This window comes from Streptomyces sp. NPDC051921 (genome assembly GCF_040680975.1).
Classification (GTDB): domain Bacteria; phylum Actinomycetota; class Actinomycetes; order Streptomycetales; family Streptomycetaceae; genus Streptomyces.
Genome location: NZ_JBFAXU010000019.1, coordinates 99,232 through 113,585 on the forward strand (window position 1 = coordinate 99,232; position 14,354 = coordinate 113,585).

General features: G+C 73.6%; 14 protein-coding genes and 1 pseudogene. 7 read left to right on the forward strand and 8 right to left on the reverse strand.

The window, feature by feature from the left end; all coding sequences use genetic code 11:
* Window positions 1-303 precede the first annotated feature (303 nt).
* Entirely contained in the window at window positions 304-1,749 is a 1,446-nt protein-coding gene (locus AB0M16_RS24485; protein WP_365346323.1) for a SpoIIE family protein phosphatase, read from the reverse strand.
* A 1,855-nt stretch (window positions 1,750-3,604) separates the two neighbouring features.
* Between AB0M16_RS24485 and AB0M16_RS24490 the strand changes: the two are divergent.
* A pseudogene (locus tag AB0M16_RS24490) lies at window positions 3,605-4,006 on the forward strand (hypothetical protein); the annotation flags it as partial.
* Complete coding sequence (locus AB0M16_RS24495) at window positions 4,006-5,199, forward strand: pyridoxal-phosphate dependent enzyme (RefSeq protein ID WP_365346325.1); 1,194 nt, start codon at window positions 4,006-4,008, stop codon at window positions 5,197-5,199. The pseudogene AB0M16_RS24490 and the gene AB0M16_RS24495, both read left to right, overlap by 1 nt.
* On the opposite strand, the gene AB0M16_RS24500 is transcribed toward AB0M16_RS24495, so the two are convergent.
* Window positions 5,196-5,846: an NAD(P)-binding domain-containing protein gene (locus AB0M16_RS24500; RefSeq protein WP_365346327.1), complete on the reverse strand. Its 651-nt coding sequence runs from the start codon at window positions 5,844-5,846 to the stop codon at window positions 5,196-5,198. The two genes, AB0M16_RS24495 and AB0M16_RS24500, sit on opposite strands and share 4 nt — an antisense overlap.
* Window positions 5,847-5,948: 102 nt before the next feature.
* Here AB0M16_RS24500 and AB0M16_RS24505 point away from each other — a divergent pair, with 102 nt between their 5' ends.
* Window positions 5,949-6,455: a GNAT family N-acetyltransferase gene (locus AB0M16_RS24505; RefSeq protein WP_365346329.1), complete on the forward strand. Its 507-nt coding sequence runs from the start codon at window positions 5,949-5,951 to the stop codon at window positions 6,453-6,455.
* A 13-nt stretch (window positions 6,456-6,468) separates the two neighbouring features.
* Here AB0M16_RS24505 and AB0M16_RS24510 read toward each other — a convergent pair whose 3' ends face one another.
* The 5 genes from AB0M16_RS24510 to AB0M16_RS24530 form a co-directional block, all read right to left on the reverse strand.
* Complete coding sequence (locus tag AB0M16_RS24510) at window positions 6,469-7,053, reverse strand: YdeI/OmpD-associated family protein (protein ID WP_365346331.1); 585 nt, start codon at window positions 7,051-7,053, stop codon at window positions 6,469-6,471.
* Window positions 7,054-7,266: 213 nt separating this feature from the next.
* The gene (locus AB0M16_RS24515; protein ID WP_365346333.1) at window positions 7,267-8,562 is read right to left on the reverse strand and encodes a bifunctional GNAT family N-acetyltransferase/ATP-binding protein; all 1,296 of its coding nucleotides are present in this window, start codon (window positions 8,560-8,562) and stop codon (window positions 7,267-7,269) included.
* Between the two features lie 262 nt (window positions 8,563-8,824).
* A complete protein-coding gene (locus AB0M16_RS24520; protein ID WP_365346335.1) occupies window positions 8,825-9,178 on the reverse strand; it encodes a DUF805 domain-containing protein in 354 nt (117 codons plus the stop codon).
* Window positions 9,179-9,374: 196 nt separating this feature from the next.
* On the reverse strand, window positions 9,375-9,734 hold the full coding sequence (locus AB0M16_RS24525) for an SPW repeat protein (RefSeq protein WP_365346337.1): 360 nt from the start codon (window positions 9,732-9,734) through the stop codon (window positions 9,375-9,377).
* Between the two features lie 344 nt (window positions 9,735-10,078).
* A complete protein-coding gene (locus AB0M16_RS24530; protein ID WP_365346339.1) occupies window positions 10,079-10,459 on the reverse strand; it encodes a VOC family protein in 381 nt (126 codons plus the stop codon).
* 289 nt (window positions 10,460-10,748) lie between these two features.
* Between AB0M16_RS24530 and AB0M16_RS24535 the strand changes: the two genes are divergently transcribed.
* From AB0M16_RS24535 to AB0M16_RS24545, 3 genes are all read left to right on the forward strand, one after another.
* Window positions 10,749-11,111 (forward strand): cupin domain-containing protein, encoded by a 363-nt coding sequence (locus tag AB0M16_RS24535; RefSeq protein WP_365346341.1) that lies wholly within the window; start codon window positions 10,749-10,751, stop codon window positions 11,109-11,111.
* Between the two features lie 74 nt (window positions 11,112-11,185).
* Window positions 11,186-11,692 carry a DinB family protein gene (locus AB0M16_RS24540; RefSeq protein WP_365346343.1) on the forward strand — a complete coding sequence of 169 codons (507 nt, stop codon included), beginning with the start codon at window positions 11,186-11,188 and terminating at the stop codon, window positions 11,690-11,692.
* A gap of 78 nt (window positions 11,693-11,770) precedes the next feature.
* Window positions 11,771-12,301, forward strand: a complete 531-nt coding sequence (locus AB0M16_RS24545) for a GNAT family N-acetyltransferase (RefSeq protein WP_365346345.1) — start codon at window positions 11,771-11,773, stop codon at window positions 12,299-12,301.
* On the opposite strand, the gene AB0M16_RS24550 is transcribed toward AB0M16_RS24545, so the two are convergent.
* Window positions 12,283-12,657 carry a hypothetical protein gene (locus AB0M16_RS24550; RefSeq protein ID WP_365346347.1) on the reverse strand — a complete coding sequence of 125 codons (375 nt, stop codon included), beginning with the start codon at window positions 12,655-12,657 and terminating at the stop codon, window positions 12,283-12,285. The two genes, AB0M16_RS24545 and AB0M16_RS24550, sit on opposite strands and share 19 nt — an antisense overlap.
* 192 nt (window positions 12,658-12,849) lie before the next feature.
* Here AB0M16_RS24550 and AB0M16_RS24555 point away from each other — a divergent pair, with 192 nt between their 5' ends.
* Window positions 12,850-14,307 carry a carboxylesterase family protein gene (locus AB0M16_RS24555; RefSeq protein WP_365346349.1) on the forward strand — a complete coding sequence of 486 codons (1,458 nt, stop codon included), beginning with the start codon at window positions 12,850-12,852 and terminating at the stop codon, window positions 14,305-14,307.
* The last annotated feature ends 47 nt before the right edge of the window (window positions 14,308-14,354 follow it).

A 14,354-nucleotide genomic window follows, 5' to 3' on the forward strand; every position in this document is an offset into this window, starting at 1 on the left:
ACGCACACGCGGCGCGACGGAGCCGCGGGAGGCGGGACAGGACCGGGCCGGAGCCCGAAGGCGTGGTCGGCCTGCCCCTGATGCCTCGGCGTGCCGGACATCTCCGGGCGTGCCCAGGCGTGCCTCGACGTGTCTTCGGCCGGTCGGGCAGCAGGGCGAGGGCCGGCCGGGCAGCAGCGGTGAAGCCGTGCGGGACGGAGAGCGTGCGCGGGCGTGCTCAGCCGTGGCGGGGTCCCCAGGTGGGGCGGGACCCGTCGGCGGCGACGTCCCCGGCGTCCCTTCACCGTGGCCGGACGGCCACGACTACCCTCCGACCCGGACCACCATCACGCAGGCGTCGTCCTCGCGCGGGCCCTCGCCGAACTCCTCCAGCACCGACCGGATGCAGTCCTGCGCGTCGCGCGCGGCGGACAGGCGGGGGGCGAGGGCGAGCAGCCGTTCCGTACCGCTGTCGTCCGTGCAGTCGTCGGTTCTGGTCAGCCCGTCGGTGTGGAGCAGCAGCACGTCGCCGGGGAGGAGCCGCGTCTCGGCCTCCTCGTACGCCGCGCCGGTCGTCGCGCCGAGCAGCACGCCCTCCGGGCGGGCCAGGGCGCGCCCCGTTCCGTCGCGGAACAGCAGCGGAGCGGGGTGGCCGGCCTGGGACCAGGTGAGGGTCTGGGCGGCCGGGTCGTAGCGGCAGCACATCGCACTGCCGAGGGCGGGCTGGACCGAGGTCTCCAGGAGCTGGTTGAGGTGACCCATCAGCGCGCCGGGCCGGATGCCGGCCACGGCCATGCCGCGCAGCGCGCCGAGGAGCATCGCCATGGAGGAGGTCGCGGCCACGCCGTGACCGGTGAGATCGCCGACCGTGAGCAGCGCGTCCCCGTCCGGGAGAGCCAGCGCGTCGTACCAGTCGCCGCCGATGAGACCGGTCGAGACGGCCGGCAGGTAGTGCCCCGCCACGTCGAGCGGGGCGGGACCGTCGTGGGCGAACCGGAGCGAGCCGCGCCACGGCGGCAGCACGGCCTCCTGGAGCTCGACGGCGACCCGGCGCTCGGTGTGCTCGATGTGCTGGTGGCGCTGGAGGGTGTCCTTGCTCTCACGGACCGCGCGCTCGCTGCGGCGCAGTTCGCTGACATCGCGCAGCACGGCCCACATGGACGCGGTGCAGCCGTCGGAGTCGAGGACCGGCTCGCCCGTCATGTGCACGGTGCGGACCCGCCCGTCGGTGCGGACGATCCGGAACTCGCCGTCGATCGGCTTTCCGTCGATGAGACAGTCCGTCACCATCGCCTGGAGGACGGGCTGGTCCTCGGCGAAGACCATGGACGGCAGCTCGTCGAGGGACATCGGGCCGCTCTCCTCCGGGCGGCCGAAGATCTGGAACAGCTCGTCGGACCAGTGCACGTCGTCGGTGAGCAGGTCCCACTCGGCGCTGCCGACACGGGAGAGCAGCGAGCCGGTCAGCCGCGGCGGGGGAACGGCCTGGAAGGCGGACTCGGCGTAGGCGGCGGCCGAGTCGGGCTGGAACTGGCCGGGCAGGCCCTCCTTCAACTGGCCCAGGTGCTCGCCGAGATCGTCCAGCTGGTGCACGGCCAGATCGCACAGCGCGCGCTGCCACCGGTTGTGCGGGTCGTCCTCGTCCACGGCGGCGTCCCGGCGCACCGCGTCCACGTCGCCGCGCAGACGCCGCGTCTGCGAGATCAGCGCGTCCACGGTGCCAGGCTCAGGAGGCTGGGCGGGACGGTCCGCGAACAGATGGGACGGCATGTCGTACTCCGATGCAGGCGACGTGGCGCGGCCAAGTCTGGAAGGTGAAGCCCGGGTACGACTTTGGCACAGCCCACGACACCCCGTAAGGGATTTGGCAACACTCGATACGGTGGTGCTTACGGCATATGCCAAAGGCCCACATGGGGACCGGTCGACATTCGGCCACGCCGGCACGGGTTACGGTGCTGCTGTGGTGAGCGATTCGGAGAACGCAATGGGTACGGCCCTGCTGCTGGCCGCGGCACCGGCAGGACGGGGACGGGCGATGGACGCGGCGTCGGTGCTGCCCGCCCTCGCGGCGGTGCCCGCCGGGGCGCTCGCGGGTACGGACACGGCGACGGTGGTCGAACTGGCGGACCCGCTCGACCCGCAGACCGTCCTCACGCGGCTGCGCGCCGCCGCGGGGAGCCCCGGACCGCTCGCCCTCTACCTCGCCGGCCAGCTCCAACTCGACCGCCGCCAGCAGCTGCCGCACCTGGCCCTCGCCCGGAGCACGCCGACGACTCTGCGCTACACGGGACTTCCCTGGCACTGGCTCGCCGCCGAACTCGCGCCGCGCCGCCCGGGCACGACCACGGTCGTCGCCGACCTGGCCGTCGACCCGGAGCTGTGGCAGCGCCTCGCCGCCGACCGGAACGCCCTCGACCTCGGCCCGGCGGCCCCGCTCCACGCCCGCGTCACCCCCTTCCCGCGCCGCGGCACCCTCCTCACCCCGGACTACCTCCGCCACTTCGGCACCCTCTGGCGCACGGGCGCCCGCCCGCCGCTCGCGACCCTCCACACGGAGGCGGCGGCAGCGACCGCGGGCGACGCGCCGTCCCTCCTCCTGACGCCACCGCTCCCGACGGCCGCGCCTTCCCCGGCCCCCTCGCTGCAGCCCGCCCCTCCGGTGGCCCTCGTCGACTCCCCGCCGACCCGCCGCCTCGGTACGGGGAGCCTCGCGCAGCGGGCGGCGAGCGTGGGCGCCCGGCGGGACGGGGCGGCGGGTGGAGTGACGACGGCGCCGGTCGGCGCGGGAGCGACGGCAGGAGCGATCGCTCTCGCCTGGGACGCAGTTGACGAGATTCCCGTCGCGGCCACGGCCGCGCCGGGGGAGGCGGCGGCCCGGGAGAGGGCAGCCGGCCGGGAGACCGCGGACGAAGCGGCGCCCCGCCGCGCCGACGAGCCGGCCGCGTCAGCCGCCGACCGGCGTGTCGGCGAGCCCGACGGGCGTGTCGGCGAGCCCGACGAGGGGCTGGACGAGCCGACACCTGTGCCGTCCCTGGGACCGACCTCCGAGCCGGCCCTCGAGGCGGTCCCCGAGGCGGTCCCCGAGGCGGTCCCCGAGGCGATGCCCGAGGCGATGCCCGGCTCACGGCCCGCGTCGACGACCGAGGCGCGGCCGGAGCCGGCCCATGGGGCCGCGTCGCCGGAGGCACAGCACGAGTCGCCCCCCGGGCCGCGCCCGGAGCGCAGCCCGGAGGCGGCGTCGGAGCCGACCCACAGGGCGGGTCCCGAGCCGCGACCGGCGCCGCCCACGCCCACCCTCGCCCCCGGGCCGCGCCCGGAGCAGGAGTCCGAGGACGCTTCCTCGGCGCACCCCGAGCCGACTCCCGAGCCGCAGGTCCGACAGGCGCCGGAGGCACGCCCGGAGCGGGCGCTCGGCGGGCTGCCGCAGAGTCCCACGGGCGCCGACGCGCCGTCCCCCGTGCCCGCTCCCGCCGGCCCCGTCCCCACCCCCGCCCGGCCGGTCTCGGTGCCCCCTCGTCCCGCGTACGCGCCCGGCGGCGCGGCAGGGCCGGAGGGGACGGGCCGGCACGCGCCCGGCCTCGCGGCCGCGCCCGACGGGCCGCCGCGGCCCGGGAGCGGGGTGGATCCGCATCCGGCGATTCTCGCTGCCGCCATGGCCGGGCGGCACGGGGAGGCGGCGGCCGTGGCCGCGGCGTGGGAGAGCGACGCGCTGCGGCGGTACGGTCCGCGGTCGGGGGAGGCCCTGCACTGGGTCGAGGTGCGGGCGGACCTGGCGCGGCTCGCCGGGGAGCCGGCGCGCAGCTGCGAGTTGTGGATCGCCGCCGCGCAGGCCCGGCTCGGGCTGCGGCAGACTCCCGAGGAGCCGGACGTCGAGGGCGCGGTGGACCGGGCGCACCACCAGTGGGAGCAGATCCAGGACCCGGCCCGGGCCCGCGCGCTCGGTCCCGCGCTCGTCGAGCTGCGGCGCGCGGTGCCGGGTCGGCGCGCCGGCGCCCTTGCCGCGCTGCAGAGGAGGATGGGTTGATGAACTCCCTTGCCACCGTGCAGCGTTCGCTCCGCGATCCGGCGGTGACCCACCCCTTGTGGCCACCGCTCACACAGGGCGATCCGATTCTGTCCACCGACACCGTCGCGTACCCACTGGACGTCGACTACGCCTACGACCGCGTTCCGCACGACCTGTTCGGCCGACCGGCGGCCCACGGCCTGGAGCGCTGGGCACCGCTGCTGCCGCCGCTCGCCGCGCCGGGCCTCGGCGAGGGCGACACGCCGCTCGTGCGGCTGGCCGACGGGGTGTGGGTCAAGGACGAGTCGCGCAACCCGACGTGGAGCCACAAGGACCGGCTGAACCGGGTGACGGTGAGCGCGGCGGTGGCTTCGGGCGCGAGCGGAATCGTCGTGTCGTCCTCGGGCAACCACGGCGCGTCGGCGGCCGCGTACGCGGCCCGCGCGGGGCTGCCGTGCGTCGTCTTCACGTCGCCCCTCGCCCCACCCGCCGTGGCGAGCCACGTCCGCGCCTACGGCGCGACCGTGCTGACCGTCCCCCACACGTCCGTGCGCCCCTTGATGCGCCGGATCGTGGCCGAGCTGGGCTACCAGTCGGTCAGCAGCGTGACCGACACCGCCCACACCGGGCACCCCTTCGGGCCCGAGGGCTACAAGACGATCGCGTACGAGATCGCCCTCGAACTCGGGCGTGCCCCGGCGGCGGTGCATGTGCCCACCGGGTACGGCGAGTTGCTGTTCGGCGTGGCCAAGGGCTTCCAGGAGCTGGCCCGGCTCGGCGTCACCGACTCGGTGCCGCGCGTGTACGCGGCCGAGCCGGCCGCCGCCGGCGCGCTCACCGAGGCGATGCGCACCGGCGCCGACACGGCAAGGGTCCCGGTCGGCCCGACCGCCGCGTACGCCATCGACTGCGAGATCAGCAGCTACCGTGGGGTCGTCGCCCTCCGCGCGACCGGTGGAGCGGCCCGTACGGTGACGGACCGCCAGATGGCGGACGCACAGGCGGAGTTGGCGGCCCAGGGCCTCTGGTGTGAGCTGTCCTCGGCCGCCGGTCTCGCGGCCCTGCGCGCCCACGGCCCGGCCGACGAGGACGGCCCCGTGGTCTGCGTCGTCACCTCCAGCGGCTACAAGGACACGGCCACCGCGCGCGACACCCACGCGCCCGTTGACCTCGACTGGGACGAGGTGAAGGCCCTCCTCGGCGGTCTCTAGGGCGCCGCCCCCGCCGCGTGCTCTTCGGACAGCTTCACCACGCGCAGTCCGAAGCGGTACGAGCCGAGTCCCTCGGCGATGCCGATGAAGAGGAGGCTGAAGTGTTCCTGGCCGCGGGCTGTCGTGATGCCGCCCAGGTCGAGCAGGGAGTCCGGGGGCCAGCCGAGATCGTGGAGGAGGCCGCGTACGGTCTGCTTCGCGGTCGGGTCGTCGCCGGAGAGGAAGACCGTGCTCGGGCCCTCCAGGGAGTCGGGGGCGACCATGACGAGGCGGTCGATGGTGCACAGGGTCTTCACGACGGGGGTGGCGGGGAAGGTGCGCTGAAGTTCCTCGCCGAGGCTCTCGCCCAGGTGGGAGAGGTCTCCGGTCTCGGTGAAGCCGACGCCGACGTCGAGGAGCACCTTGCCGGCGAGGGCGGGGGCGCCGACCGAGGCGAGGAGGGCGACGGATGCCGTGCCGGGGGTGGCGTTGACGACGACGTCCGCGGTGGCGACCGCGTCGGCCGTGGCCACGATCCGCACGCCGGTGTCGTGCGGCGGCGCCTCGTCCGGCGCGCGCGAGCCGATCAGCACCTCGTGGCCCGCCGCGCACCACGCGCCGGCCAGCGCGCGGCCGACATGTCCCGTTCCAAGGATTCCGATTCTCATGGGGCAGACGCTAGGCGGACGGGGCGTCGTCGCACGTCGGGCCGTGGGCGGGAGGGCGGTCGGTCGTCGGTCGTACGTCCCCGGGCCTGTCATCATCGACGTATGACCTCATCCACCGCACCGACCAGGTCGGCCGCACCCCTCGTCACCGAGCGGCTCGTGCTCCGGGGCGTGCGCGCCCGGGACGTCCCCGCCGTGACGCGGCTGTGGACCGATCCGGAGGTGCGGCGGCACCTGGGCGGTCCGGTGGTCGAGTCCGTGATCCGCATCCGGCAGCGGCGCATCGTCGGCGCGCCCGGGTTCCACGCCGTGGAGCGGGCCTGCGACGGCGTGGTCCTCGGCCTGGTCACCGTGCAGAGGGAGGGGCGGAACGGGGAGACCGAGGTGTCGTACCAGTTCCTGCCCGAGCACTGGGGGCAGGGCTACGCCCGCGAGGCCGTCGCCGCGGCCGTCGAACGGGCCCTGGAGGACGTGCCGGCCGTCGTCGCCGTCACCCAGGAGGCGAACACCCCCTCCCGCCGCCTCCTGGAGGCCGTGGGCATGACCCACGCGGAGTCCTTCGTGGAGTGGGACGCCCACCAGGTGCTCTACCGGCGAGGGCGGAGCTGAACCACCGGAGCGGTCACGGGGTGGCGGAGGCCGTCAGGGCCGACACGGCCCGCTCCAGTCGTGCGGCCCGGGTCTTCGGCGTCCGGGCCTGCCACAGGCTCAGGATGATCAGGTAGCGGTCGGTCCTCCCGAGCGCCTCGAACGCGGCCGCCGCCCTCGGGTCGGCCGCGAGCGCCGCCGCCAGGTCCTCGGGGACCGTCGCGTCCTTCTGGGAGGGGTACGCGGCTTCCCAGCGTCCGTCGGCCTGGGCCGCCCGGACCTCCGCGAGGCCGGGTTCGCGCATCCGGCCGGCGGCGAGGAGCGTCTCGACCTGCCGCACGTTGACCTGCGACCAGAGGCTGCGCGGCCGGCGCGGGGTGATCTTCTGCAGGTAGCTGCGCTCGTCGCGGGTCTTGCGCTTGCCGGTGATCCAGCCGAAGGCGAGCGTGGCGTCGAGGATGTCCTCGGACGTGGGCGAGGCGAGGCCGGAGCCGCTCTTGCCCAGCAGCAGCCAGATGCCCGGCGTGTCCCCGTGGTGCCGCTCCAGCCAGGCTTCCAGGTCCGGCCCGTCGGCGAACGCGATCACCGCGAGCCCCTCGACCGGCTCCGTCGTCTCCATCGGACGCTCCCTCCCACGCACCCCGCAAGATCGCGACCAGGATAGGGGCACGGCCGGTCGTCCGGGCAGGACGGACCGGCCGTCCGCGCGCGCCGCGTTCGGGTTCGGGTTCGGAAGGCCCAGAGGGTTCGGAGGGCCCGGAAGGGGCGCGGGGGTCGGAGGTAGGGGAGGGGCGGAGGGGGCGGGCGGATCGAGGGGCTCGGGCCGAGGCCCTCAGAACCGGGCGTGCGTCGTGATGTCCGACTCGAACTGCTCGATCATCTCGGCGGTCACCGTCGGCCGGCACTGGCCGATCGCGTCCAGGTAGTCCGCGGTGGTCGCGCCGGGCGTGGACGCGGCACCGTTCGCCGGGTGCCCGCCGACCGCCACCAGGCCCCGCTCGAAGGAGTTCTGCGCGGCGATCCGAGCCGCGTGCTCGATGTCGGCGGGGGTGAACAGGTCGCTCGCGGAGACGAGCGCGTCCACGTCGACGTCCGTGCGCGCGTCCGTGTAGCGCGCCCATATCGCGGCGCGCGCCGCCTTGTCCGGCGTACCGATGGGGATGAGGTAGTCGAAGCGGCCGGGGCGCAGGAACGCCGGGTCGAGGGAGCGGATGGAGTTGGTGGCACAGACCAGCAGCCGCTCGTCGCGTTCCCGGAACCCGGGGATGAGCTTGAGGAGTTCGTTCGTCACGCCGTGCATGCCTCCGGGCTGTACGGGTTCGGTGCGCACGGGCGCGATCTCCTCGACCTCGTCGATGAAGACCAGGACGCGGTCGAGCTCGGCGATCCGGGCGAAGGCGGTGCGCAGCGCCGCCGCCAGATTGCCCTCGTCGGCGAGCCGGGACGGCAGGATCTCCACGAAGGGCCAGCCGAGCCGCGAGGCGATGGCCCGCGCGAAGGTCGTCTTGCCGGTGCCGGGCGGACCGAAGAGGCCGATGGCCCGCGGCGGGCGCACCCCGTGGCGCGCGGCCCGTTCGGGCTCGGCCAGCGGCAGTACGACACGCCGTTCGATCAGGTCCTTCTCGCGTTCCATGCCGGCCACCTTGGCCCACAGGTCGGTGGGCAGGACCCGGCCGCCCAGGTCGTCGAGGAGGTTGGCGGCGGGACCGTGCAGCGGCTCGACCTTCTCGAAGTAGGCCACCGCGGGCTGTCGGGTGTAGCCGGCGTTGAGCAGTCCCTCGCCCAGGAGTTCCTCCTCGGGCAGTACGTAGGCGATCCGCGCCACCCGGGCGGCGACCAGGCGCCGCTCGAGCTCGACCAGCAGGGCACTGGCGAGGCCGCGGCCGCGCCACGCCGAGGAGATGGCGATCCGCATCACCCAGGCCCGCTCGCCGGCGACGCACGCGAGCGCGGCGCCGATGGGCGCGCCCTGGTGGACGGCGACGACGGCCGGCTGTCGGGAGGTGAGGGCGCCGATGCACTCGGCCAGCGAGAAGACCGACTCCTGGCCGAGCTCGGCGGTCGTGTCGATCAGATGGACGACCGCGGCGAGATCGCTCTCGCGGTAGTCGTGGATGAGCCAGTTCACCGGTGGTACCGCCCCTCGTTCGTACTGTCGCACCTGGTGTCGGCGAGGCTAGGCGGGGCGGTGCGGGCGGGTCCTGCGCCTCGGTGCACAAGCGGCGGGCGGCAATTGCGCCGGACCGGCTCTATGCGGCGACGGCGGTGCGCGCTTCCTGCCGTGCCGTCACCGCGGAAAGCGTGCGGGAACGGGCGAAGCCCCCGGAAGGCGGACCTTCCGGGGGCTTCGTGAACAGCGTGGACGAGCGGCTCTGGCGGGCCTCTCCGGCTTAGTAGGCGCCGGCCAGCTTCGGGTTCGGGCCGTGCTCGTTCTGCGACTGGTCGCCCTCGGTGCAGTAGAACACCAGGAGCACGATGAAGCCGACGAGCGGCACGAGGCCGATGAGGAGCCACCAGCCGGAGCGGCCGGTGTCGTGCAGGCGGCGCACCGACAGCGCGAGGTTCGGGATGAGCGTGCCGAGCGTGTAGATCAGGCTCAGCAGCTGAATGCCCAGGGCCGCGTCGATGATCGACAGGACGATCGCCGCGATCAGGTTGAACAGGAAGAACATCCAGAATTCCTTGCGGCGCGCCCGGCCGCTGAACACTGCGTACTTCTTGAAGACGTCGAGGTACCAGTTCACTTTGTCCCCCCAAGGACTGGGTTGAGAGCGGGAGCCTGTCCCTGTGGAGCAAGGCTTACGCAGAACTTATGTGGCTGAAACGGCGTGGGTCAATTCGTTACCTGGCAGTGGCCGTTCACAGACACGGGCGCGTCAGAAGTGAACGGCGTCGTCTCCTCGTGCGAGGAGACGACGCCGTTCCGGAGAGGATCGGATGTCACGTCCTTCTCTTGCTCATGAGCAGTCCGCCTGCCGTAAGGGCGAAGAGGCAGACGCAGGCGCCGGTGATGACATTGCTGAGGATCGCGCCGGTGCCGGCGTCCCGGGAGACCACCCACGGTGAGACGATCAGCCACACACCCATCAGCAGCACCACGAAGTTGAGGTCCTGGGACCGTTCCGGAGCCATCGACATGCACAGACCCAGGCCGGCGAGCGCCAGGCCGACGATCAGGTTGCTGATGGCGAGTTCCGGCTTCGCGGCGGAGAAGTGGACCGTCCACGCGGAGACGGCGGCGTAGATGCCGGCGATGATCACCAGCTCCTCGACCGCCGCAACACCTCGGGTCTGGAGCATACGGGCATAACGCTCCCGCATTTCTCCCGCGTCCGGGTGTCCCCTGATATCGCCGGGACGGTGAGAGACGTCGGCCATACGACTCGCCTCCTTCTGGCGTCTTGCACGTCTGACCGCGCTTGCGGCATCGATGCCGCGGTTTCATTGTGCTCTTATCTGGCCTTTATGTGTAGATGTGTCCGATAAGGGATGTGCACAGAAAACCCCCTCGCGATATGCACGGAACCGCCAACTCCGCTGAGGATTCAACAAAAACTCAGGGAAAGGCCAAACGCGGCCCCGCATCGTTATGCGCGGGCCGCGTCGAGCGGTTCGGGTCCGTCAGGTCGTGCCGGCCGGACGCGTCACCGTGTGTACGGGCGGGTGATGATCTCCATGTTGTGGCCCGACGGGTCGTCGAAGTACGCGCCCCGGCCGCCGAAGAGGCGGTTGATCCGGTCCGGCTCGGTGTGGCTCGGGTCGGCGTAGTACGTGACGCGCATCCGCTCCAGGCGGTCGATCATCGCGTCGAACTCCTCGTCGGGCACGAGGAACGCGTAGTGGGTGGGGGTGAACTCGGCGTCCCCCGCGTCGTAGTAGTCCAGGGTGACGCCGTTGCCGGTGTCGACCGGCAGGAACGGTCCGAAGGGCGCGCCGACTTCCAGGCCGAGCACCTCGGCCAGGAACTCGGCGGAGACCCGCTTGTCGCGGGCATGGACGACGGTGTGGTTGAGCTCGGCGGCCACAGGGGGTCCTTTCGCAGGGCAGGCGTTGGTGTCTTCCTCCTCTCCCGCACACGCGGTACGGGACGGGACGACCGCGGCGGACCCCGCGCCCACCGGCCGGGGGCGCTCACGCCACGGCCGGGCGCCTCTCTCGATCACGGCCCATGGCCGACCCGGCAGTCATACGATCAAGCTAACCCGCGTCGATCTTCCCCTGCAACGCGGTTTGCGGTCAGGTGCGGCCGGGCCCCGCGGCGTAGTCTGGGAAGTGGACTCGGGGTCGTACGTTGCCACCGCCGGGAGGCGGACGATGACCGGAATCGTTTCCAGGAGCTTCGACTCCGCGGACGAGGTCCGTCCCTTCGAGGACGACAAGGGCCGGCTCGACCTGCTCATCACGGACAGCGGGGCAGTGGGCCGCGCCGTGTTCGAACCGGGCTGGAAGTGGTCGGAGCACGTGAAGCCGATCGCCGGCACCGACAGGTGCATGGCGCACCACGTCGGATACGTGGTCAGCGGCCGCATGAAGGTGGTCATGAGCGACGGTGAGTCCGCCGACCTGATTCCCGGTCACTTCTACGAGGTGCAGCCGGGACACGACGCGTGGGTGGAGGGCGACGAACCGTGCGTGGCCCTGGACTGGATGGGATTCGCCGACTACGCGAAGCGGTGACCCCGGCGGCGGCGAGTCCGTCCGAGGAGCGAAATCCCTGACCCGGCGTCGGTGCCCGCTGACACGATGCGGCCATGGACCAAGATCACCGCATCCAGCCGCCCCGCACCGCCGACGAGCGCGCCACGCTCACCGCCATGCTCCAGTTCCAGCGCGACACGCTGGAGATGAAGTGCGCCGGCCTCACGCCCGAGCAGCTGAGGACCCGGGCCGTCCGTCCCTCCGGACTGTCGCTGCTCGGTCTGGTGCGGCACGCCGCCGAGGTCGAGCGCGGCTGGTTCCGCAACGTCGTCAACGGCGAGCGGAGTCGCAGCCCTTGGACCCCGGCAGGCTCCACGGACTGGGCCGACTTCGACGTGGACGAGGCCGACGTGGACGAGGCCTTCGCCGTCTGGAGGGACGAATGCGCTCGTGCCCGCGCGATCGTGGACGCCGCGCCCTCCCTCGACGTGACGGGGAGTCGGGGCGGGGAGACGTACGCGCTGCGGTACGTGCTCGCCCACATGATCGAGGAGTACGCGCGCCACAACGGGCACGCCGACCTGCTCCGTGAGCGGATCGACGGCACCACGGGCGAGTGACGTCCATCGGCGCCCGTCACCGGGGCAAGGCGGGCGCCGCGCACCGACTCGGCCACGAGGCGCTGTTATGGTCGCCGCATGCCGCAGCTGATCACCCCCACCGAGCGACTGCACGCCTCCTGGCTGGAGGCCCACGCCGAGTGGCCCCCGGGCAGCGGCCAGGACGGCGTCGGCCTGTGGCTCGCCCCCCGGAACGCCTTCGCCGTCCCCGAGGTCTTCGCCTCCTGGGTCGGGCGACTGCGCGAACAGGCCGACCGGACGAGGCCCGTGCCCGAAGGCCGGGTGCACGCCACGCACTGGTGGATCGTCGAGGACGACACGTACCTCGGCGCGATCGACCTGCGCCACGAACTCAACGACTTCCTGCTGCGCGCCGGCGGCAACATCGGTTACAGCGTCCGCCCCTCGGCCCGCCGCCGCGGCCTCGCCACCTGGGCGCTCGGCGCCGTCCTGCCGGAGGCCCGCGCCCTCGGCCTCGGCCGCGTCCTGCTCACCTGCGACGACACCAACACCGCGTCGGCGCGCACCATCGAGCGCAACGGGGGAGTCCTGGAGGACGTCCGCGAGACCGAGATCGGGCTCAAGCGGCGCTACTGGATCGAGCTGTAGGCGTCGGTCATCGTGTCGGCCGCGCACCCGCAGCGCTCGTACGCGCGGCGGAGGGCCGCGGCCGCGTGGTCGCGGACGACCTCCTCGTAACCGAACCGCTCGTGCGCGAGCCGGACGACGTCCTCGACGGTGACGATCGCCGGCTCGCCGTGGCCCGCCGCACCCCGTGCCGACGCGATGGCCAGCTCGGCGGAGCGGGTCAGCGCCCGCAGGTACGCCTGCCAGGCGAGGGCCCGTGCCCGCCGGGGCGCGAGCGGGCGCACAGCGCGCCCCTTCCAGAACGCACCAGCCGCCATGAGCACGACGCCGGTCACGACCACCAGGACGCCGACGGCCGCGTCGGGAGTCAGTTTCACACCGCCTCCTTTCCCCGCTCGGGCCGGGGTGAACCGGCGGCGGCACGCCCCCTCCGCGCCGCCGAGCCGAACCGCCCGGCGGTGCGGACCCATGAACCGGTGGGCGGGGCAGGTGACACGGACAGGTTACACGTGTCACTCTTCTCCGAGCACCGAACGCCGCCGCACCGGCCAGGCCAGGAAGGCATGCCCATGACCCCGGAGACCCCCTTCGTCACCACGACCCGCGGCCCGGTCCGCGGCGAGCGGCGCGCCGACGGAAGCTGCCGCTTCCTCGGCATCCCGTACGCCGAGCCGCCGGTCGGCCCCCTCCGGTTCGCGGCCCCCGTCCCGCCGGAGCCGTGGACCGAGCCGCTGGACGCCACCGCGTACGGGCCGACCGCCCAGCGCCGCCCGTTCGCCGAGGTCACCACCATCCCCGAGCCGTCGATCCCCGGCGAGGGCGTGCTCAACCTGAACGTCTTCACCCCGGAGCCCGACCCGGAGGCCGGTCTGCCGGTGCTCGTCTGGATCCACGGCGGCGGCTACGTCGCCGGCTCGGCCGCCAGCCCCTGGTACGACGGCGCCGCTTTCAACCGGGACGGCGTGGTCCTGGTCTCCCTCGGCTACCGGCTCGGCATCGAGGGCTTCCTCCGCCTCGACGACGCGCCCGACAACCGGGGCGTACGGGACTGGATCGCCGCCCTGGAGTGGGTCAGGGACAACATCGCCCGCTTCGGCGGCGACCCCGCCAAGGTGACCGTCGCCGGGCAGTCGGCGGGCGGCGGAGCCGTCCAGACCCTGCTCGCCGTGCCTTCGGCGCGCGGCCTGTTCCGCGGCGCCCTCTCCGTCTCCGGGGCCGTGATGCGTCCCGACGGGCCCGAGGTCGCCCGTACCGTCTCGCGCCTGTTCACCGCCCGCACCGGCCTGCCCGCCACGGCCGCCGCGCTCCAGGACCTGAGCGACGACGAACTCCTCGACCTGCAGGACAGGCTCGGGGAGCCCGGACCTGACCGCGAGGGACTGCCGCCGATGCTGTCCCTCGCGCCCTTCGCCGACGGCGAGCTGATCCCCGAGCCGGTCCTGGACGCGCTCACGACGGGCGACGCGGGCGCCGGGGTCCCGCTGATGCTGGGCTTCACCGCCCACGAGTTCAACATGATCCCCTCGCCCGCCGCCGCCCCCGGCGGCCCGCCCCTGCCTGTCCTGCTCGGCGGGCTCGGCCTCGTCGGCGACCGGGTCGCCGCCTTCACGGAGGCGTACGCGGACGCCGATCCCTCGGCCCTCTTCGGCCAGGCGCTCACCGACGTGACCTTCCGCGCTCCGTCCCTCGCCGTCGCCGACGCCCGCGCGGAGCGCGAACAACCCACCTGGCTCTACCAGTTCGCGTGGGCGTCGGCCGTCAACGGCCAGGCCTACCACTGCCTCGACCTGCCCTTCGCCTTCGACCTCCTGGACGCGGAAGGCGTCGAGGCCGCCGCCGGGGGCACCCCGCCCCAGGCCCTCGCCGACGCGGTCCACCGGGCCTGGGTCCGCTTCGTCGCCGACCAGGACCCGGGCGAGGAGTGGCCCGCGTACACCCCCGCGACCCGGACGACGATGGTCTGGGACGAGACGCCCCGGACGGCGCAGGACCCGCTGGGGACGGTGCGCGCGGTCTGGCTCGGCTGAGAAGCGCGCGCCCCCTTGCCGACCGCTTCCGATGGATGTGTTGAACA